Origin of the sequence: Gardnerella leopoldii (assembly GCF_003293675.1) — a bacterium.
Lineage (GTDB): Bacteria > Actinomycetota > Actinomycetes > Actinomycetales > Bifidobacteriaceae > Bifidobacterium > Bifidobacterium leopoldii.
Window position 1 is genome coordinate 1220534 of the sequence record NZ_CP029984.1, and the last position, 15265, is coordinate 1235798.

Genomic DNA, 15265 nt, shown 5'->3' on the forward strand with positions numbered 1-15265 from the left:
TTAATTATTCTTGATTATTTCTGATTGGTAATCGAATTTTTAATGTTTTTCGTAACGATCATATTTTGAATTACTCCCTTAGCTTATTCTTGCATGATTGAGTGGTAGAACTTTCCAGCTAAAGCATCATGAGCTTTAGCCTTAGCTTCATCAAATGTAGTTTGAGCAAGTTCTGCTCGAACATCGTCCAAAGCAACCGGCGTCATAGAAAGCGAGTTAATACCGAGACCTGTAAGAACAACCGCTAAGTCTGGGTCTGCTGCAGCTTCTCCACACACTCCGACTGGCATAGCATGTGCGTTACCAGCGTCTGCAATCATTTTGATCGCGCGCAACACTGCAGGGTGCCAAGCAGTTTGATAATTAGAAACAGACCCAAGGGTTCTATCTGCTGCAAGAGTGTATTGCGTCAAATCATTCGTTCCGATAGATACAAAATCAGCGACTTGAGCAACCTCCTCGGCAACAAGGGCGATAGAAGGCACCTCGGCCATAATGCCAACCTTTTTAAGACCTTTAGATTTACCAAGTTTTACAAAATATGCTGCTTCATGTTCGTCTGAAACCATTGGAGCCATCACCCATAAGTCAGCATTCGTCACAGCATCAGCACGAGATAATGCCTCCAGCTGACCATCTAGAACATCCATATGCTGTCTTAGAGTACGCAAACCTCGAAGTCCGAGGGCAGGATTTGGTTCATCTTCAGGAGTCAAGAATGGTAACGGCTTATCTGCTCCAGCATCAAGCAATCGAATAACAACTTTCTTGCCTTCAAACTGAGATAGTAACTCTGTATAAGATTCTGTTTGTTCTTCTATACTAGGCGGTTGCTCGTTACCAATAAACAGAAATTCCGTTCGGAATAGACCTACTCCTTCTGCTCCATACTCATGAGCAGTTACAGCATCTGAGGGCTTTCCTACATTTGCCAAAAGAGGAATCAAATGACCATCTTTTGTACTTCCAGGCAATCCACGCAATTCACGAGCGCGGCTTAAACGCTCACGAGACTCTTTAACATGCGCGATTTCTTCTTCACTAGGACTGCTTATAACATGACCATTAACGGCATCTACTACAACAATTTGATGATTCTTCAGCTGAGAGGCATCGTGTGCTCCAACAACAGCAACAATTCCACGAGCACGAGCAAGAATAGCAGTGTGACTTGTAGGACCACCATCAAGAGTGACAATTGCCTGAACCTTGCTTAAATCAAGTGAAGCTGTATCAGCAGGTGAAAGATCCTTAGCAACCAGTACAAAAGGCGAATCACTTTCCGGCACTCCAGGAGCTTCAACACCAATCAAAGATGCAATAACACGCTGGCCAACATCATGCAAATCTCCTGCACGCTCAGCCATGTAACCACCAAGATTACGCAACATGTCTTCAAATTGTGCGAACCCTTCCCAAGTGGCACGTTCAGCTGTTTTCCCCTTATCAATACCAGATTCAATTGCACTTATTAATGCTGGATCGATGGCCATCTGTGCAAGAGCTTGCATAATTGGTGCTGCCTTTCGAGTCCCCTCATCCTTTGCTTCAAGAGCCTCACTTGCACGATGGTTTAGGTCTTTATTTACTTCATTTAAAGCATTTTTAACAGCCTTTTTTGCATCCTCAGCCAACACACTAACAGCACGAGGAGAATCCTCTGGCTCATGCAAAGCAGGTGCCATACACAATACTTCACCATATGCCATCGAGCGCCCAATGCCAACACCAGTGATTACCATACTTAAAACCCTCCTTTAGGTTTAGAAACTTTATTACGGCCGCAACGCCGCATAAGCATTTCTTGTAGGTAAACGTTTCTTACTAATGAAACTATACACCATTAAAAATGTTGTTACAACAAGTGAAAACGTTTTCTGTATTTTTCAATTAATTATGCTACACTTAATGTTGAAAATAGCAAACAAAAAAACCTTAAGAAAAAATATGGTTTGCTTTTATATGAAAAATAAAAAAATAAAAGCAGAATTTGTTAATTATTATTCAAAGGAGAAAAAATGGCAATTGCAACTCGTACTGTTACTATTGAAGACCCAGTTGGAATACATGCTCGCCCAGCGTCAGAATTTTCTCAAGCCGCAATGTCCTCAAATTGCATTGTAACGATTGCGAAAGGCGAAGGTGCCCCTGTAAGTGCGAATAGCATTCTTTCAATTATGGGATTGGGCATTACTAAAGGAGATTCAATCACAATTACCGTTGATGGTGAAGACGCTGAAAATGTAGCTAACAATCTTGTCGACGTAGTCACGAAAGGCGAATAATATAAATAAATAAGTGTACATAAACTGACAAATAAATAATATTCAATTTGCGGTGCTGTTTACCAATAATTACAGCACCGCACTTATTCGGGGGCAGATATGACAAATCAAACTAATCAAAACGCCTCCATAACTCATGTAGCAGCTCTTGCAAAAGTTTCAATTGCAACAGTATCTCGTGTACTTTCTGGTAGACGAGCCAAAGATGACGATATCGCAAAACGCGTAAGAAAAGCTGCAGAGCAGCTTAATTATTCAGTAAATTATGCAGCAAGCGCATTAAGAAGTGACACAACTAATACAATCGGCGTAGTAATGGGCACAAGCAACGTAGATGATTCATTCAGCGTAAATATGCTTTCTGCATTGGATGAAGCAGCTCATGAAATAGATAAAATACTTCTTGTTGGAACTGGAAAAGACACAGAAGCTCAAGAAGAACGCATAGAAGAGCTTATTGGTCATAATGTTGACAGTCTTATTGTTATGCCATCTAACAATAGTGATTTAACAAAAACACTTGAAAACTACGTTGACAATCTTCCCATTGTGCAAATTGGTGGCACTACTACTTCATTCCACGTGAATTGGGTTGGCATGGATCAAGAATCAATGATGGAAGCCGCTTTGATACATCTTTCGCATCACGATGCCCATAATATTGCTTATTTAAGTGGAAATGTTGACTCCACACAAAGTGCAAACTTATTTGCCAATTTTCAGACTGCTGCAAGCCGATTAAGTTTACTTTCTGAGCCAGATTGGACAACTTTTGGAGAACTTACTTATCAACGTGGATTCAAAGATACAATGCGGCTTTTTTCTGATTCTACCGCTAAACAATCTCGCAAACCAGACGCTGTTATTTGCGCAAATGACGCTGTCGCACTTGGAGCACTTCTAGCTTTAGATGAGCTTTCTTTGCAAGTTCCGCAGGACGTTCTCGTAATAGGTTACGGAGATAGCAGACAGGCAGAAATATCTGAGCCAAAGCTTTCTTCAATCCGTCCTCCGTATCAGCAAATTGCGCGCGAAGCAATCCGCCTAACCGCTGTTAACAAATCAGAGCAACATTGGTTACCTGCACATATGGAGTTTAGACCGGAAATCATGCGACGCGAATCAACAAATTCACCAAGAATAGGCACAAGCGATATGTCACTTCCGTGGAGGATATGATACTTTTGTATTTTATTGACTTTGCAAAAGTGAGCAAAATAGTGCTTCAAAAACAAGAGTTGTGTTACCATTTCTCGAAAGCCGACGACGAGTAGTAGCAATGCTGTCAACACAATCCAATGCACTACTTGCTGTCATGCTTTGTGCCAACTGGACAATTCTAGACTTGTATTCCTGATTTATAATCGGCGAAGACTTTTGCGCTTCGTTAATAACAACTAAAACATCTCTATACACGCTATCGATTGCGTCAAGAGAACGGCATAACACGTCGCGGCTTACACGAGTTACTTTACGTTTTATATCATCCTTTTTCCCAATTGCATTGTAGCTTGCGCGCAATTTGGGCGGAATGCGATCCTCATCGCCTAATCCGTTAATTCTACGAAATTCTTTTTGTTGAGCCTCAACATTTCGCTGAACCTCATCTTCTGCTTGTGATTTTGCATCGTCAATAAGCATTGCAGCAAGCATAATTGCGTCGGCAGCATCATGCATACGGAGCAATCCTGCAATAAGCTCATCTCGCCTACTTAAAGCACGCTCATCGCTTGCGTAGATAAAAGCAGTTGCTATATTTCCTTGAGAAAGCCTGGCTGCACGATTTGCTAGCTTATTATCCGCATCCGTTTTTTTAGTAAGATATTCTGCTATAGACTGCTCGTTTGGAGTAGCTAATTGCACAAGTTGCGTACGCGAACGAATTGTTGGAAGCACATCCATAACACTTGAAGCGCATAAAAGCCAAATCGTATGCTCGCTTGGCTCTTCAATCTCTTTAAGAAGAACGTTTGTGCTACGTTCCAACATTCTGTCAACATCTTCAATAATTATGATTCGCCAAGGAGCAGTGCTAGGCATCTGCTCAGAAATCCCAATTGCCTCGCGTACATCGTCAATACTAAGAGTTACGCCTTTTGTTGCAAGCGTATGCACATCAGGATGCGATCCTGCTAAAACTTCTTTGGCAGTTTTACTAAGCTCATTTTCGCCGCTAATTCCATCACTGCCTTCTCCATGATCCGGACTTTCGAGAGCTGCAGCGAAAGCGCGCGCAACTTGCGCACTACCGAAGCCAGCAGCTCCGCAAATCAGCCAAGATTGCGCTATTTTGCTAGCATCCGCACAAGCAATTTTTCGCAATCGCGAAACTACCTGTTCTTGCCCAATAACGCTATCCCACACACTCATCGCTTCACCCCCTGCATAGCTTCTTTACTTCTTCACTTTATAAAATTCGCCACTTTATTTAGTTTCAATTTCTTCAATTAAGTTATGTACGTCTTGCACAATAAGTTCAGATAATGATTTCGCTGAGAACGTTGCATCTAATACGCGATAACGATCTGCAGATTCCTGCGCTAAATCTAAAAATGCTTCTCTAGTGCGACGTGCGAAATCTATTCCAGCTGATTCCATGCGATCTTGCTCACGATGCAAACGCTTAAAAGCATCTTCCGGCTGCATATCTAGCAAATAAGTGCGATTAGGCCACAGCGAATCCGTTGCCCACTCACTTAAAGTTCGCACATCATCCATAGTCAATTCGCGACCGCCTGCTTGGTAAGCAAGCGAAGAATCAATATAACGATCCGTTATTACTACTGCACCACGGCTAAGTGCAGGGCGAATTACTTGCGCAACATGCTGTGCACGATCCGCAGCAAAAAGCAAAGCTTCTGTTCTGGCAGATACACTCGTGCCATGCAAGAGTATTTCGCGCAAAGTTTTACCCAACTGCGTACCGCCAGGCTCACGCGTCACTACAACTTCTCGCCCCGAAGATTGCAAATAATCCTTAAGAGCCTCAACTTGCGTAGTTTTGCCAACGCCATCAATGCCCTCAAAAGAAATAAATAAGCCTTTATTTGCATAAGATTGCTCACTTCTGCAGCCGCAGTTTCCTCCGCAAGCGCAGCCATCAGAGAAATCGTCATTCTTAGATGCCATATTTTTTGACTCCATATGCAAGGTTTATTTAATCTTTAGATTTCATTCCTATGCTTTTTTAGCGGTAGATTTCTTTGAAGTAGTCTTCTTTGTAGAAGTTTTCCTTGCGGTAGATTTTTTCGCAGTAGACTTCTTTTCAGAAGATTTTGCAGTGCTCTTAGTCGCGCGCTTTTTGCGTTTTACGGGACCTGCGGCACGCTTTTGCGCCAAAAGTGCAAATGCATCCTGCGGATCAATCGATTCAGGCGTATACTGCTTTGGCAAAGTGCGATTCGTTTCGCCATCAGTAATATAAGCTCCGTAGAAACCATCCTTAATCACTACTGGCTTCCCAGTTTCAGGATCTGCACCAAGCTCACGAAGAGGCGGCTTGGCGGCACCACGAGTACGCTTACCGTACTTTGGTTGCGCAAATAAATCTTTCGCTTCTTGCAAAGTAACAGTAAAAATAGTATCTTCACTAGAAAGAGATCGCGTATCCGGCTTAGATTCCACAGTTTCTCCAGCAGAAGTATCTACAGCAGAATATGTTTTAGTTAAATATGGACCGTAACGACCATTATTTGCTTCTATACGAGCTAGTTTTACAACGCCTTCGGCATCAACTTCTTCATACTCACCAACCAAACGTGGCAAATTCAAAAGTTGCAACGCTTCTTGCAAAGTCAAAGTCGCTGGATCCATGGTTTTAAACAAAGAAGCCATTTTTGGACGAGCCTTAGAAGACTTAGAAGCCTTAGAAGATTTAGAATCTTCCGCATTATTCTGCTCTTCTACCAGTGCCACGTACGGCCCAAAACGACCGTTGCGCACTTCTACGTTCCCACCCGTTTCTGGATCTACTCCAAGCACACGTGGACCTTCAGCATTATTCTCAAGCAATTCTCGAGCAGCATCAACAGTTAACTCATCTGGAGCTAAAGTTTCTGGCAAAGAAGCGTGACGAGGGTTGCCTTCAGCATCAAGATTCTTAATGTCTTCCAAGTAAGGACCATAGCGTCCAATACGCACATGCAAACCATCGCCAATGTCTATGGTATTTATTTCACGCGCATCAATTTCACCAAGCTCTGCAACCTGCTGTTGCAAACCAATATGAGCTTCATCAGCGGAATTAGCGGCACCTTCACCAGAACCGAAATAGAACCTAGTTAACCAATCGCGACCGGTTTCTTCACCGTGCGCAATTCTGTCCAAACCATTTTCCATATCAGCAGTAAACGCGTAATCAACATACTTCGGGAAATTCGCTTCCAAAAGCTTAATTACAGCAAAAGCAAGCCAAGAAGGAATCAATGCACGTCCACGCTCATAGACGTATCCGCGATCAATAATTGTGGAAATAATCGTTGCGTAAGTAGAAGGGCGGCCTATTTCCTTAGCTTCCAAAGTTTTAACTAAAGAAGCTTCAGTATATCTTGCAGGAGGCTGAGTTTCGTGAGAATCCGCACTAACACTTTTAGCTTCAAGAATATCCCCAGCTTGCATTTGAGGAAGCGCCTTATCGCTTTCACCTTCAGATGCATGTGCATTGCCAAAAACCTTCATAAAACCAGCAAAAGTAATTACTGTTCCAGAAGCTTGGAACAAAGCTTCTCCATATTCTCCAGCAGAAGCATTTAACTTAACAGTTGCTGTAAAACCTGTAGCATCAGCCATTTGTGACGCAAGGGTTCGTTGCCAAATAAGCGTATACAATTTCAGCTGATCCGCAGGTAATTTATCTGCAAGCTCGTCCGGGCTTAAGAAACGCGCTCCAGCAGGGCGAATACATTCATGAGCTTCCTGCGCTCCTGCAGACGTAGTTGCATACTGCTTAGGAGATTGCGAAACATACTCGTCGCCAAACGCTGCACGAGCGGCACTACGCGCAGCTTCGATAGCTTCTTTGGAAAGCGTTACGGAATCCGTACGCATGTAAGTGATATAGCCGTTTTCGTATAAAGATTGCGCAGCTCGCATAGTTTGGCGAGAGCTCATTGAAAGTCGGTTTCCAGCAGTTTGCTGCAAAGTTGATGTAGTAAAAGGTGGCAAAGGACGACGACGATACGGCTTCGTTTCCATAGAGTCAACTACAAAATCTGAATTTTCAAGAGCTTTAGAAAGCTTAGATGCAAAATCAGCGTCAACATGCAAAGCTTTTTGTGATTCATCTTTTGTAGAAACCAACTCACCTTTTGAATTGAAATCTTTAGAACCAGCCAGACGGCGACCAGAAAGCTCGCTCATGCGCGCTTCAAAATCAACACTTTCACCATCTGAGCCTTTAGAACTTAAAATCGCGCTAATATCCCAGTAAGACGCCTTAGTAAACGCCATACGCTCGCGTTCACGCTCAACAATCAACCTAGTAGCAACAGACTGCACGCGTCCAGCAGAAAGACCAGGACCAACTTTTCTCCACAAAACAGGAGAAAGCTCATATCCATACAAACGGTCTAACACACGACGAGTTTCTTGCGCGTCAACCATATTGTCGTCAACATTTCGAGTATTACTAAGCGAGGCTTGAATTGCATCCTTAGTAATCTCATGAAACACCATGCGCTTTACTGGCACAGTTGGCTTCAATGCTTCTACCAAATGCCACGCAATAGCTTCACCTTCGCGATCCTCATCAGTTGCCAGATATAATTCGTCAGCTTTTGCGAGCGCAGACTTTAAATCGGAAACAGTTTTCTTTTTATCTGAGCCAACTACGTAATATGGTGCAAAACCATGATCGACATCTACACCAAACTTACCAAACGCCGCTTTGCGTGAGGCTGGAACTTGGCTTGGCTGAGCGAGATCGCGAATATGCCCAACTGAAGCCATGACGGTATATCCATTTCCTAAATACCCGCCAATTTTTCGCGCTTTCGTGGGAGACTCCACAATGACTAGCTTATTCTGTGCTGCCATATTCGCTCCTTTCCTAACACAATCGAACATATAATTCCGAACTATATGTTTCACGCTAACTGTATCGCAACTTAAGTTATACGTCTATTACATTCCACCTCGGTGGATAAAAGCAGATAGAGTAGACAATATTACTTAGAAGCAGATGGAGGCGTCGGCGGAGCGCCTACTAATCCAAGCCTACTCAACGGCGAAGCTGTAGAGTGACGCATTACCATAATTACGCCAAAAACAAGCAAAGACACGCCTATAATCAGCCAATAAGTTGCTACATAAGATACGCTTGCAGCCCATTGAGCAAAAATATCAACACCAGGAAGAATTTGCCATATTAAATAAAGTGCATACAAACACGCCAACACACCAATCGTAATCATAGAGCTTCCTACAATTTGAACGCTAATTGAGGAACGTCGATAAGCTGGCATATCCATTCCACTACTGCGAGTGCATGCGAGCATAATAAGCGTTACAGCACCAACGATAAGTAATGACATAAGAACGTCAGAAACTCTATGCCAATGTGCTGCAATCAAAGAAAGTTCCACAAGAACGCTTATAAAAGCTGCAACTACTGACGCCCATGCGCGCCAAACACGCGAAACTACACAAATAAGCAACGCACATGATGCAGTAATAAGTAGGGTATGACCTGAAGGTGCTGAATTTGCAGACAAATATTCAATACTTATAAGCATTGGGCGCGGAAGAATTTTTTTCAATGGTTCAGCAGCAGCCGAAAGAATAATAATTCCAGCACATTGACCAAGAAGCCACCAACGTTTACGAATACAAACTACTATGAGTGAAACAAGAGCAATTATTATGCCAGTAATTATAACAACCATAGAAACGCTTATAGGTCGCAAGCAAAATGCAAGCCAAGACGGCATACCATGAGAGCCAAATCCGTCAATTACCATTTCTTCATAGCTTTGACCAAGTACTGTTTGCACACTAATAAACCATATGAACGCAGCAGAAGCCAGGAAAACAATTGCAATAGCAACACACCACAATATGGTAGATATTCGAGGACGCTTTACGAGCGGATCAAGCTGATCAATATCATCTGCATCCGATGAAGAATCTTCAGAAGATAACTGATTAGTTGAATACGACAAATCAGACAAATCAGACAAATCAGACAAATCAGATTGACGTTTAGTTTGTTTCACAAACTGTTTTACAGACTGTTTAGAAGATTTCTCTTCAGTATTTTCTGGAAATAAAGGCGATATTTTTTCGTCATTATCCTCAGATGAGATTGGAGAAAATGGCGTAATCGTATTAATCGAATCCAAAGGATGCGAATAGTCACTACCTTCACTGTTGCGATTAACATCTTGCGAAGTTCCACCTACCGGCAGCGCATCATTTTTCTCAGCAGAATCATCATGCTGATTGTCAATGCTATTGGATTGAATTCCTGCAAATTCTTCACTCATACTTTAGACTTTACGACAGTATTTACGACCGCGCTAGTTTTACGCATAATAAAACCTCCGCGCACCCACCAGAGGCCACTTACCCTTGCTGCATTTCTGCCCTGGGGGGATTGGGTGACTTAGTGCCACACGGAGGCTTTATCTATATTACACGATTTTCGCTACATGTCGAGTAGTAATAAATTATGCGCGCCACACACTCTTGCCATGTTCTTTTGCAAATTCAGTATCTTCATCAAGCTGAGACTCGTTAGCTTCAACATCACCAGCAATATAGCGTTCAACTAATTGGCGAGCTTCACTATCTTCATGCTGAACTGCAGGAGACTTCATAAAGTATGAACTTGGAGCCAAAACCGGACCAGAAAGCTTGCGATCCAAAGCAATTTTTGCGGCTCGAACAGCATCGATAACAATTCCGGCAGAATTTGGAGAATCCCAAACCTCAAGCTTGTACTCCAAATTCAAAGGAACATCACCAAAAGTAGTACCTTCCAAACGCACGAAAGCAAACTTGCGATCATCCAACCAAGCTACGTAGTCTGAAGGCCCAATATGAACATTATGCTCATCCATTTCATGAGGCACGATTGAAGTTACTGCACGAGTCTTAGAAATCTTTTTAGACTCAAGTCTTGAACGCTGAAGCATGTTCATAAAGTCCATATTTCCGCCAACATTCAGCTGATACGTGCGATCCAAACGCACACCGCGATCCTCAAAAAGTCGAGCCATAACGCGGTGAGTAATAGTTGCACCTACCTGACTTTTAATGTCATCGCCAATAATAGGAACTCCTGCATCACGGAATTTTTGTGCCCACTCAGGATCAGAAGCAATGAAGACTGGCAGGCAGTTTACAAATGCACAGCCAGCTTCCATCGCAGCAGTCGCATAAGCTTTATCGGCTTGCTCAGATCCTACTGGAAGATAAGAAACAAGCACATCCACATGCTTATCTCGCAAAACTTGAGCAACGTCAACAGGTTCAGCCTCGGACTCATCAATCATTTCACGGTAGTAATCACCAAGACCGTCATAAGTTGGACCACGCAATACTTCTACACCCAAATTTGGTACATCAGCAAAACGAATTGTGTTATTTTGTGAAGCGCCAATTGCTTCACTTAAATCATGCCCAACCTTTAGAGAATCAACATCAAACGCCGCAACAAACTCAATATCGCGCACACGATACTGACCAAATACAGCGTGCATCAACCCTGGAATTTTCTCACCGTCATCAGCGTTTTTGTAATATTCAACGCCCTGAACCAGCGACGAAGCACAATTGCCGACACCGGCAATGGCAACGCGGATGCTCATATAGACTCCTTGCCCTGCAAAATAAGCGACATTACATTATGCCGCACCATACACATTTCATAATACTATTGCTTTAACAAATATGTACTAATATTCAATATTTTTAATCTTTTCTAAACAAAAACATGCTGTTTTGTAGAAAAATTCAACACCGGACGCTACGGTGGAATGTATGGTTGCACGTAAAGATGGAAGACGAGCGTCTACTTCGCATGAGAAAGCTACTCGAAGCATATCGTCACAATCACAAAAAAATACGAATATGCCTTCATCTGTCCCACCAAGCGGACAAGACTCATACCGTCCACATTCGTATTCTTTTGAATCAAACAAAAGCAGCCGTAATTCGAGATTCGAACGTTCTCGCGCAGCAACACGCAGAAGGCGTCGTAGAGCTTGGCGAGGCAGACATCCTATTATTTTTTGGGCACTTATCGTTATTTTTGTACCAATTTTGCTAGGCACAATTGTTTTTGCTTATCTGTACGCAACTACAGATATACCTGCACCAGACAAAGTTGCTATGGCAGATAAGACGAAAGTGTACTATTCAGATGGCAAAACTGAATTAGGCTCTTTTGCTGAGCAAAATCGCGAAATTATCAATTGTTCAGTACTACCTAAATATGTTGGTAAAGCAATAGTTGCTTCAGAAAATCGTTCCTTCTACCACGATGGCGGAATAGATTTTAAAGGAATTGGACGCGCATTACTTCATAACGTTACAAAGCACGGGCGTTGGGGCGGCTCAACTATTACGCAACAATATGCGGAAAGATATTATCTCGGTGAAACAAAAACTTATTTTGGAAAACTAAAAGAAGCTATTTTAGCTTTGAAAATTGCGCAAACCCAAGATAAAGATACAGTACTTTGCAATTATATGAATACTATTTACTTGGGTAGAGGAGCATACGGAATTCAAGCTGCAGCTAAAGCATATTTCGGTATAGAAGCAAAAGATTTGTCACTTTCGCAAGCTGCACTTTTAGCAGGTATTATTCCAGCACCAAGTAGCTGGGATCCTGCAATTGGTCCAAAAGAAGCAGGCATTCGTTTTAAGCGCGTGTTACGCATTATGAAAGAAGATGGCTACATTACAGCTTCTCAAGCAGCGCAAGCAAAAATGCCTAAAACTATTACTCAGACGACTCAAAACATTTACGCAGGTCAACAAGGTTACTTATTGCATATGGTTCGCGATGAGTTAACTAGGAACGGTGCTTTTACGCAGGAAGATCTTGACAGTGGCGGATATCGCATTATTACTACTATCGATAAAGCTAAGCAAGATTTAATGTTCAAAGTTGCAAGTCCTTCTCAAGATGGACGAGGAATTGTGCCAGAAGGACTGCAAGTTGGCGGAATTTCAATAAACGCAAAAGATGGTTCAATCATTTCCGTTTACGCAGGAGACGATTATCTAAAGAAACAGCTTAATAACGCCACACAAGCGCTTTATGAGCCAGGTTCTACTATGAAGCCTTTTGCGCTTATGGGAGCAATTCAGGCTGGCACTAGCTTGGATACGATGTTCAATGGCAATTCTCCACGCAAGTTTGATGGGATCGATAAACCTGTTGGAAACTTTGCAAACATGAGCTACGGCACCATTAACTTATACAGTGCAACTGCAAATTCTGTGAACACAGTGTATATGGATTTGCAAAGTAAACTTGGTGCTAAGAAAGTTGCTCATACTGCAGTTATGGCAGGTTTAAGCCCTGAACGAGTCAATGGTAAGAATCCGTTTACTGTGCTCGGAAACGATTCTGTGCATGTAAGCGAAATTGCGCGCGCATATGCAACATTTGCAAACCAAGGAAGACGCCCAGATTTGCATATTGTTGCCAGCGTAAAAAATCCTGACGGTAAGGAGTTCTACCGTGCACCAACAGCCGGAAAGCAAGTATTCTCACCAGCCGATGCCGCTCTAGCTACAAAAGCAATGATTGGCGTAGTGCAACATGGTACAGCAACTGAAGCTCGCGCTGTAGGTAGAGAAATTGCAGGAAAGTCTGGAACAGCAAACGATGAAACTGCTGGTAGCTTTGTAGGATTTACGCCAAATATTGTTACCGCATTTGCCATATGGAATCCAGACGCAAAAGGTAGCCCACAAGTAATTAAACCGTTCCACGGATATCTTGGCGGAAGCGACTACCCTGTGCACTTGTTTACAAGATACATGCGTCAAGCGGTAATAGGAACCCCGAATACTAAATTCCCTGAAGCAAAAGACACAGGCAAAATTGGTGGACCTGATGGAAAATGGGGATTAGGCGAACAACATACATTCACGCATATAAAAACTGAGAATGAGGGTAAGGATAAAAACAAGGACAAAGATAAAGACAAGGACAACGACAACGATTTAGACCTTGATAGTCAGCTGTATGGTCGTGACGATTCATCATCGGGCGGCGTTGGCAGCTACGATAATAATTCTGGCGGTCATGGTTATGACAATAACTATGACACAACTGGAGGAAACTAGTAAATCAACTGTAGCTATTTATAAACAAAACTGTAGCTAATTTACGAACAGATATGCGAATAGCTAGCTAAGTAAATAGCTAAATAGTTTGTTAATTAGTTTCGCTAGTTTATTAATTAGTTTCGGCTCAAAACAATGTTCTCAAGCATTTTAGCAGTAACATTTTCATAACCGTTAAGTTCTGCATGATGCTTGCTTTCAGATATGTTTGCGCGCGAAAAACCTGTTTGCGCAATTACAGTTGCTCCGGAATTAACTGCGGCAGTAAGACCAGATAGAGAATCTTCTATGGCAATGCAATTAGCCATCTGCTTTGCAACTTCCTCATCCGTGCCCTCAATGCCAACCATTTTTCCTGCAGCAAGATAAGGCTCAGCACTAGGCTTCGGTTTAAATCCATCGTCTCCGCACACATACCCAGCGAAAGCACCTTCTGGAGCGTGATTCACAATATTTTCAACCAAACAACGCGGCGAATTGCTCACCAAAATCGAAGTAATGCCGGCATCCGTAAGACTTTTAAGTACATCTAAAACTCCTGGAACCCACGGCACGGATTCAGCCTCACGAGCAGCAACGTAATCAACCATGCCTTTGCCAATTTCTTCTACTGTAAGTTTTGTACCAGAAGGAATCATCTTATTGGCAACAGTTTCAAGGGATCCACCGGAACATTCCCAAGCTAAATCTTCATCCCAGTATCCACCGTATTTTTTTACTAAATAAAATTCCGACTCATGCCAATACGGCTCGGAATCTATAAGAGTACCATCCATATCCCAGAAAACTGCACGCAACACATGTTTTTCTTCACTAGAGTTAAGAGTATTTGCACACATATTCGTCGTCTGTTCAGCCATTCACAATCCTTTATATTGCATATATTTGCTTTAGCTTTTGTAGCACATCATTTTCGCACTAATTCTGCATTACTTTTCGCACTATTAATTCTTCTCGTTAATTCTCACTAATTTCTCACTTAAGCACAATAAGTAGCCATACCTACGTTACTATATGCTCCACGCTCTCCACAACACCACAGATTTTTCATCCGAAGACTTTCGATTTTTATAATTACTGTTATAGCTTTCCGAAGAATACGACGAAGGTAACGCTCGCCTCTCTGTAAGAATATCCCGCCTCCAGCGACGCGCATTGCGAGAACGCTGCATTTCCACAATGTCACCATCTGCATTTGCAGCAAAAATATTGCGTTCTGAAGACTCTGCAGAATCAAGCAAATGCCTTACTTGTCTTTTAAGCTGTCGATTTTCTTCTTGCAAATCAAGTATTTGCATGATGCCAGCAAGATTGATACCTTCATTTTGGCTTAAATGCTGAGTTTGCACAATCCTGTCTATATCTCGCAAAGAATAGCGACGAGCGCCACCTTCAGTTCTATTCGGCATTATTAAATGAAGCCTATCATACTGTCGTAAAGTTTGCGGGTGCGTATTGGTTAGGCGTGCCACATGGCTTACGGTAAATATTGGCAAATCAAGAACAAATCCTACTTCATCTGCCCCGTCAAGCGTTGCGGTACCACGCACTAAAGCAACTGCACACATTTCATACAGTGCTTTAGTTTCACGCGTTATTGGTGTCATAGCACGCCTTCCTTTGCTCTTTTTAGTATGTTTAAAGCACTGTTACAAGCAATTCAACAGTGTTTAACC

At 42.4% G+C, this 15265-nt stretch carries 11 protein-coding genes and 1 other RNA gene; 3 read left to right on the forward strand and 9 right to left on the reverse strand.

Features of this window, described 5'->3' with window-relative positions; translation table 11 throughout:
* Positions 1-83: 83 nt before the first annotated feature.
* Complete coding sequence (gene ptsP / locus DOD25_RS04875) at positions 84-1742, reverse strand: phosphoenolpyruvate--protein phosphotransferase (protein WP_064340721.1); 1659 nt, start codon at positions 1740-1742, stop codon at positions 84-86.
* 276 nt (positions 1743-2018) lie between these two features.
* On the opposite strand from ptsP, the gene DOD25_RS04880 reads away from it, so the two are divergent.
* Positions 2019-2285, forward strand: coding sequence for an HPr family phosphocarrier protein (locus tag DOD25_RS04880; RefSeq protein ID WP_004104751.1), 267 nt, complete (start codon positions 2019-2021; stop codon positions 2283-2285).
* A gap of 99 nt (positions 2286-2384) precedes the next feature.
* Positions 2385-3464: a LacI family DNA-binding transcriptional regulator gene (locus tag DOD25_RS04885; protein WP_004104752.1), complete on the forward strand. Its 1080-nt coding sequence runs from the start codon at positions 2385-2387 to the stop codon at positions 3462-3464.
* Between the two features lie 12 nt (positions 3465-3476).
* Here DOD25_RS04885 and DOD25_RS04890 read toward each other — a convergent pair whose 3' ends face one another.
* From DOD25_RS04890 to DOD25_RS04915, 6 genes are all read right to left on the reverse strand, one after another.
* Positions 3477-4655: a DNA polymerase III subunit delta' gene (locus tag DOD25_RS04890; RefSeq protein ID WP_064340641.1), complete on the reverse strand. Its 1179-nt coding sequence runs from the start codon at positions 4653-4655 to the stop codon at positions 3477-3479.
* Between the two features lie 54 nt (positions 4656-4709).
* A complete protein-coding gene (gene tmk / locus DOD25_RS04895) occupies positions 4710-5414 on the reverse strand; it encodes a dTMP kinase (protein ID WP_064340640.1) in 705 nt (234 codons plus the stop codon).
* A gap of 48 nt (positions 5415-5462) precedes the next feature.
* Positions 5463-8318 (reverse strand): type I DNA topoisomerase, encoded by a 2856-nt coding sequence (topA, locus tag DOD25_RS04900; RefSeq protein WP_064340639.1) that lies wholly within the window; start codon positions 8316-8318, stop codon positions 5463-5465.
* A gap of 131 nt (positions 8319-8449) precedes the next feature.
* The gene (locus DOD25_RS04905) at positions 8450-9766 is read right to left on the reverse strand and encodes a phosphatase PAP2 family protein (protein ID WP_064340638.1); all 1317 of its coding nucleotides are present in this window, start codon (positions 9764-9766) and stop codon (positions 8450-8452) included.
* Positions 9767-9811: 45 nt separating this feature from the next.
* Positions 9812-9908: signal recognition particle sRNA small type (gene ffs / locus DOD25_RS04910), an RNA gene on the reverse strand.
* Positions 9909-9949: 41 nt separating this feature from the next.
* Positions 9950-11092, reverse strand: coding sequence for an inositol-3-phosphate synthase (locus DOD25_RS04915; protein WP_004118456.1), 1143 nt, complete (start codon positions 11090-11092; stop codon positions 9950-9952).
* 172 nt (positions 11093-11264) lie between these two features.
* On the opposite strand from DOD25_RS04915, the gene DOD25_RS04920 reads away from it, so the two are divergent.
* Entirely contained in the window at positions 11265-13589 is a 2325-nt protein-coding gene (locus tag DOD25_RS04920; RefSeq protein ID WP_064340637.1) for a transglycosylase domain-containing protein, read from the forward strand.
* A 116-nt stretch (positions 13590-13705) separates the two neighbouring features.
* Here DOD25_RS04920 and DOD25_RS04925 read toward each other — a convergent pair whose 3' ends face one another.
* On the reverse strand, positions 13706-14449 hold the full coding sequence (locus DOD25_RS04925; protein ID WP_064340636.1) for an HAD family hydrolase: 744 nt from the start codon (positions 14447-14449) through the stop codon (positions 13706-13708).
* A gap of 150 nt (positions 14450-14599) precedes the next feature.
* Positions 14600-15196: a heat shock protein transcriptional repressor HspR gene (locus tag DOD25_RS04930; protein WP_004104765.1), complete on the reverse strand. Its 597-nt coding sequence runs from the start codon at positions 15194-15196 to the stop codon at positions 14600-14602.
* Positions 15197-15265: the final 69 nt, after the last annotated feature.

What these genes read in the sequence shown, in the direction of transcription:
- DOD25_RS04885 (WP_004104752.1), top strand. Translation starts at nt 2,385, where the DNA reads ATGACAAATCAAACTAATCAAAACGCCTCCATAACTCATGTAGCAGCT.
- topA (WP_064340639.1), bottom strand. Translation starts at nt 8,318, where the DNA reads ATGGCAGCACAGAATAAGCTAGTCATTGTGGAGTCTCCCACGAAAGCG.
- DOD25_RS04890 (WP_064340641.1), bottom strand. Translation starts at nt 4,655, where the DNA reads ATGAGTGTGTGGGATAGCGTTATTGGGCAAGAACAGGTAGTTTCGCGA.
- ptsP (WP_064340721.1), bottom strand. Translation starts at nt 1,742, where the DNA reads ATGGTAATCACTGGTGTTGGCATTGGGCGCTCGATGGCATATGGTGAA.
- tmk (WP_064340640.1), bottom strand. Translation starts at nt 5,414, where the DNA reads ATGGCATCTAAGAATGACGATTTCTCTGATGGCTGCGCTTGCGGAGGA.
- DOD25_RS04925 (WP_064340636.1), bottom strand. Translation starts at nt 14,449, where the DNA reads ATGGCTGAACAGACGACGAATATGTGTGCAAATACTCTTAACTCTAGT.
- DOD25_RS04920 (WP_064340637.1), top strand. Translation starts at nt 11,265, where the DNA reads ATGGTTGCACGTAAAGATGGAAGACGAGCGTCTACTTCGCATGAGAAA.
- DOD25_RS04905 (WP_064340638.1), bottom strand. Translation starts at nt 9,766, where the DNA reads ATGAGTGAAGAATTTGCAGGAATTCAATCCAATAGCATTGACAATCAG.
- DOD25_RS04915 (WP_004118456.1), bottom strand. Translation starts at nt 11,092, where the DNA reads ATGAGCATCCGCGTTGCCATTGCCGGTGTCGGCAATTGTGCTTCGTCG.
- DOD25_RS04880 (WP_004104751.1), top strand. Translation starts at nt 2,019, where the DNA reads ATGGCAATTGCAACTCGTACTGTTACTATTGAAGACCCAGTTGGAATA.
- DOD25_RS04930 (WP_004104765.1), bottom strand. Translation starts at nt 15,196, where the DNA reads ATGACACCAATAACGCGTGAAACTAAAGCACTGTATGAAATGTGTGCA.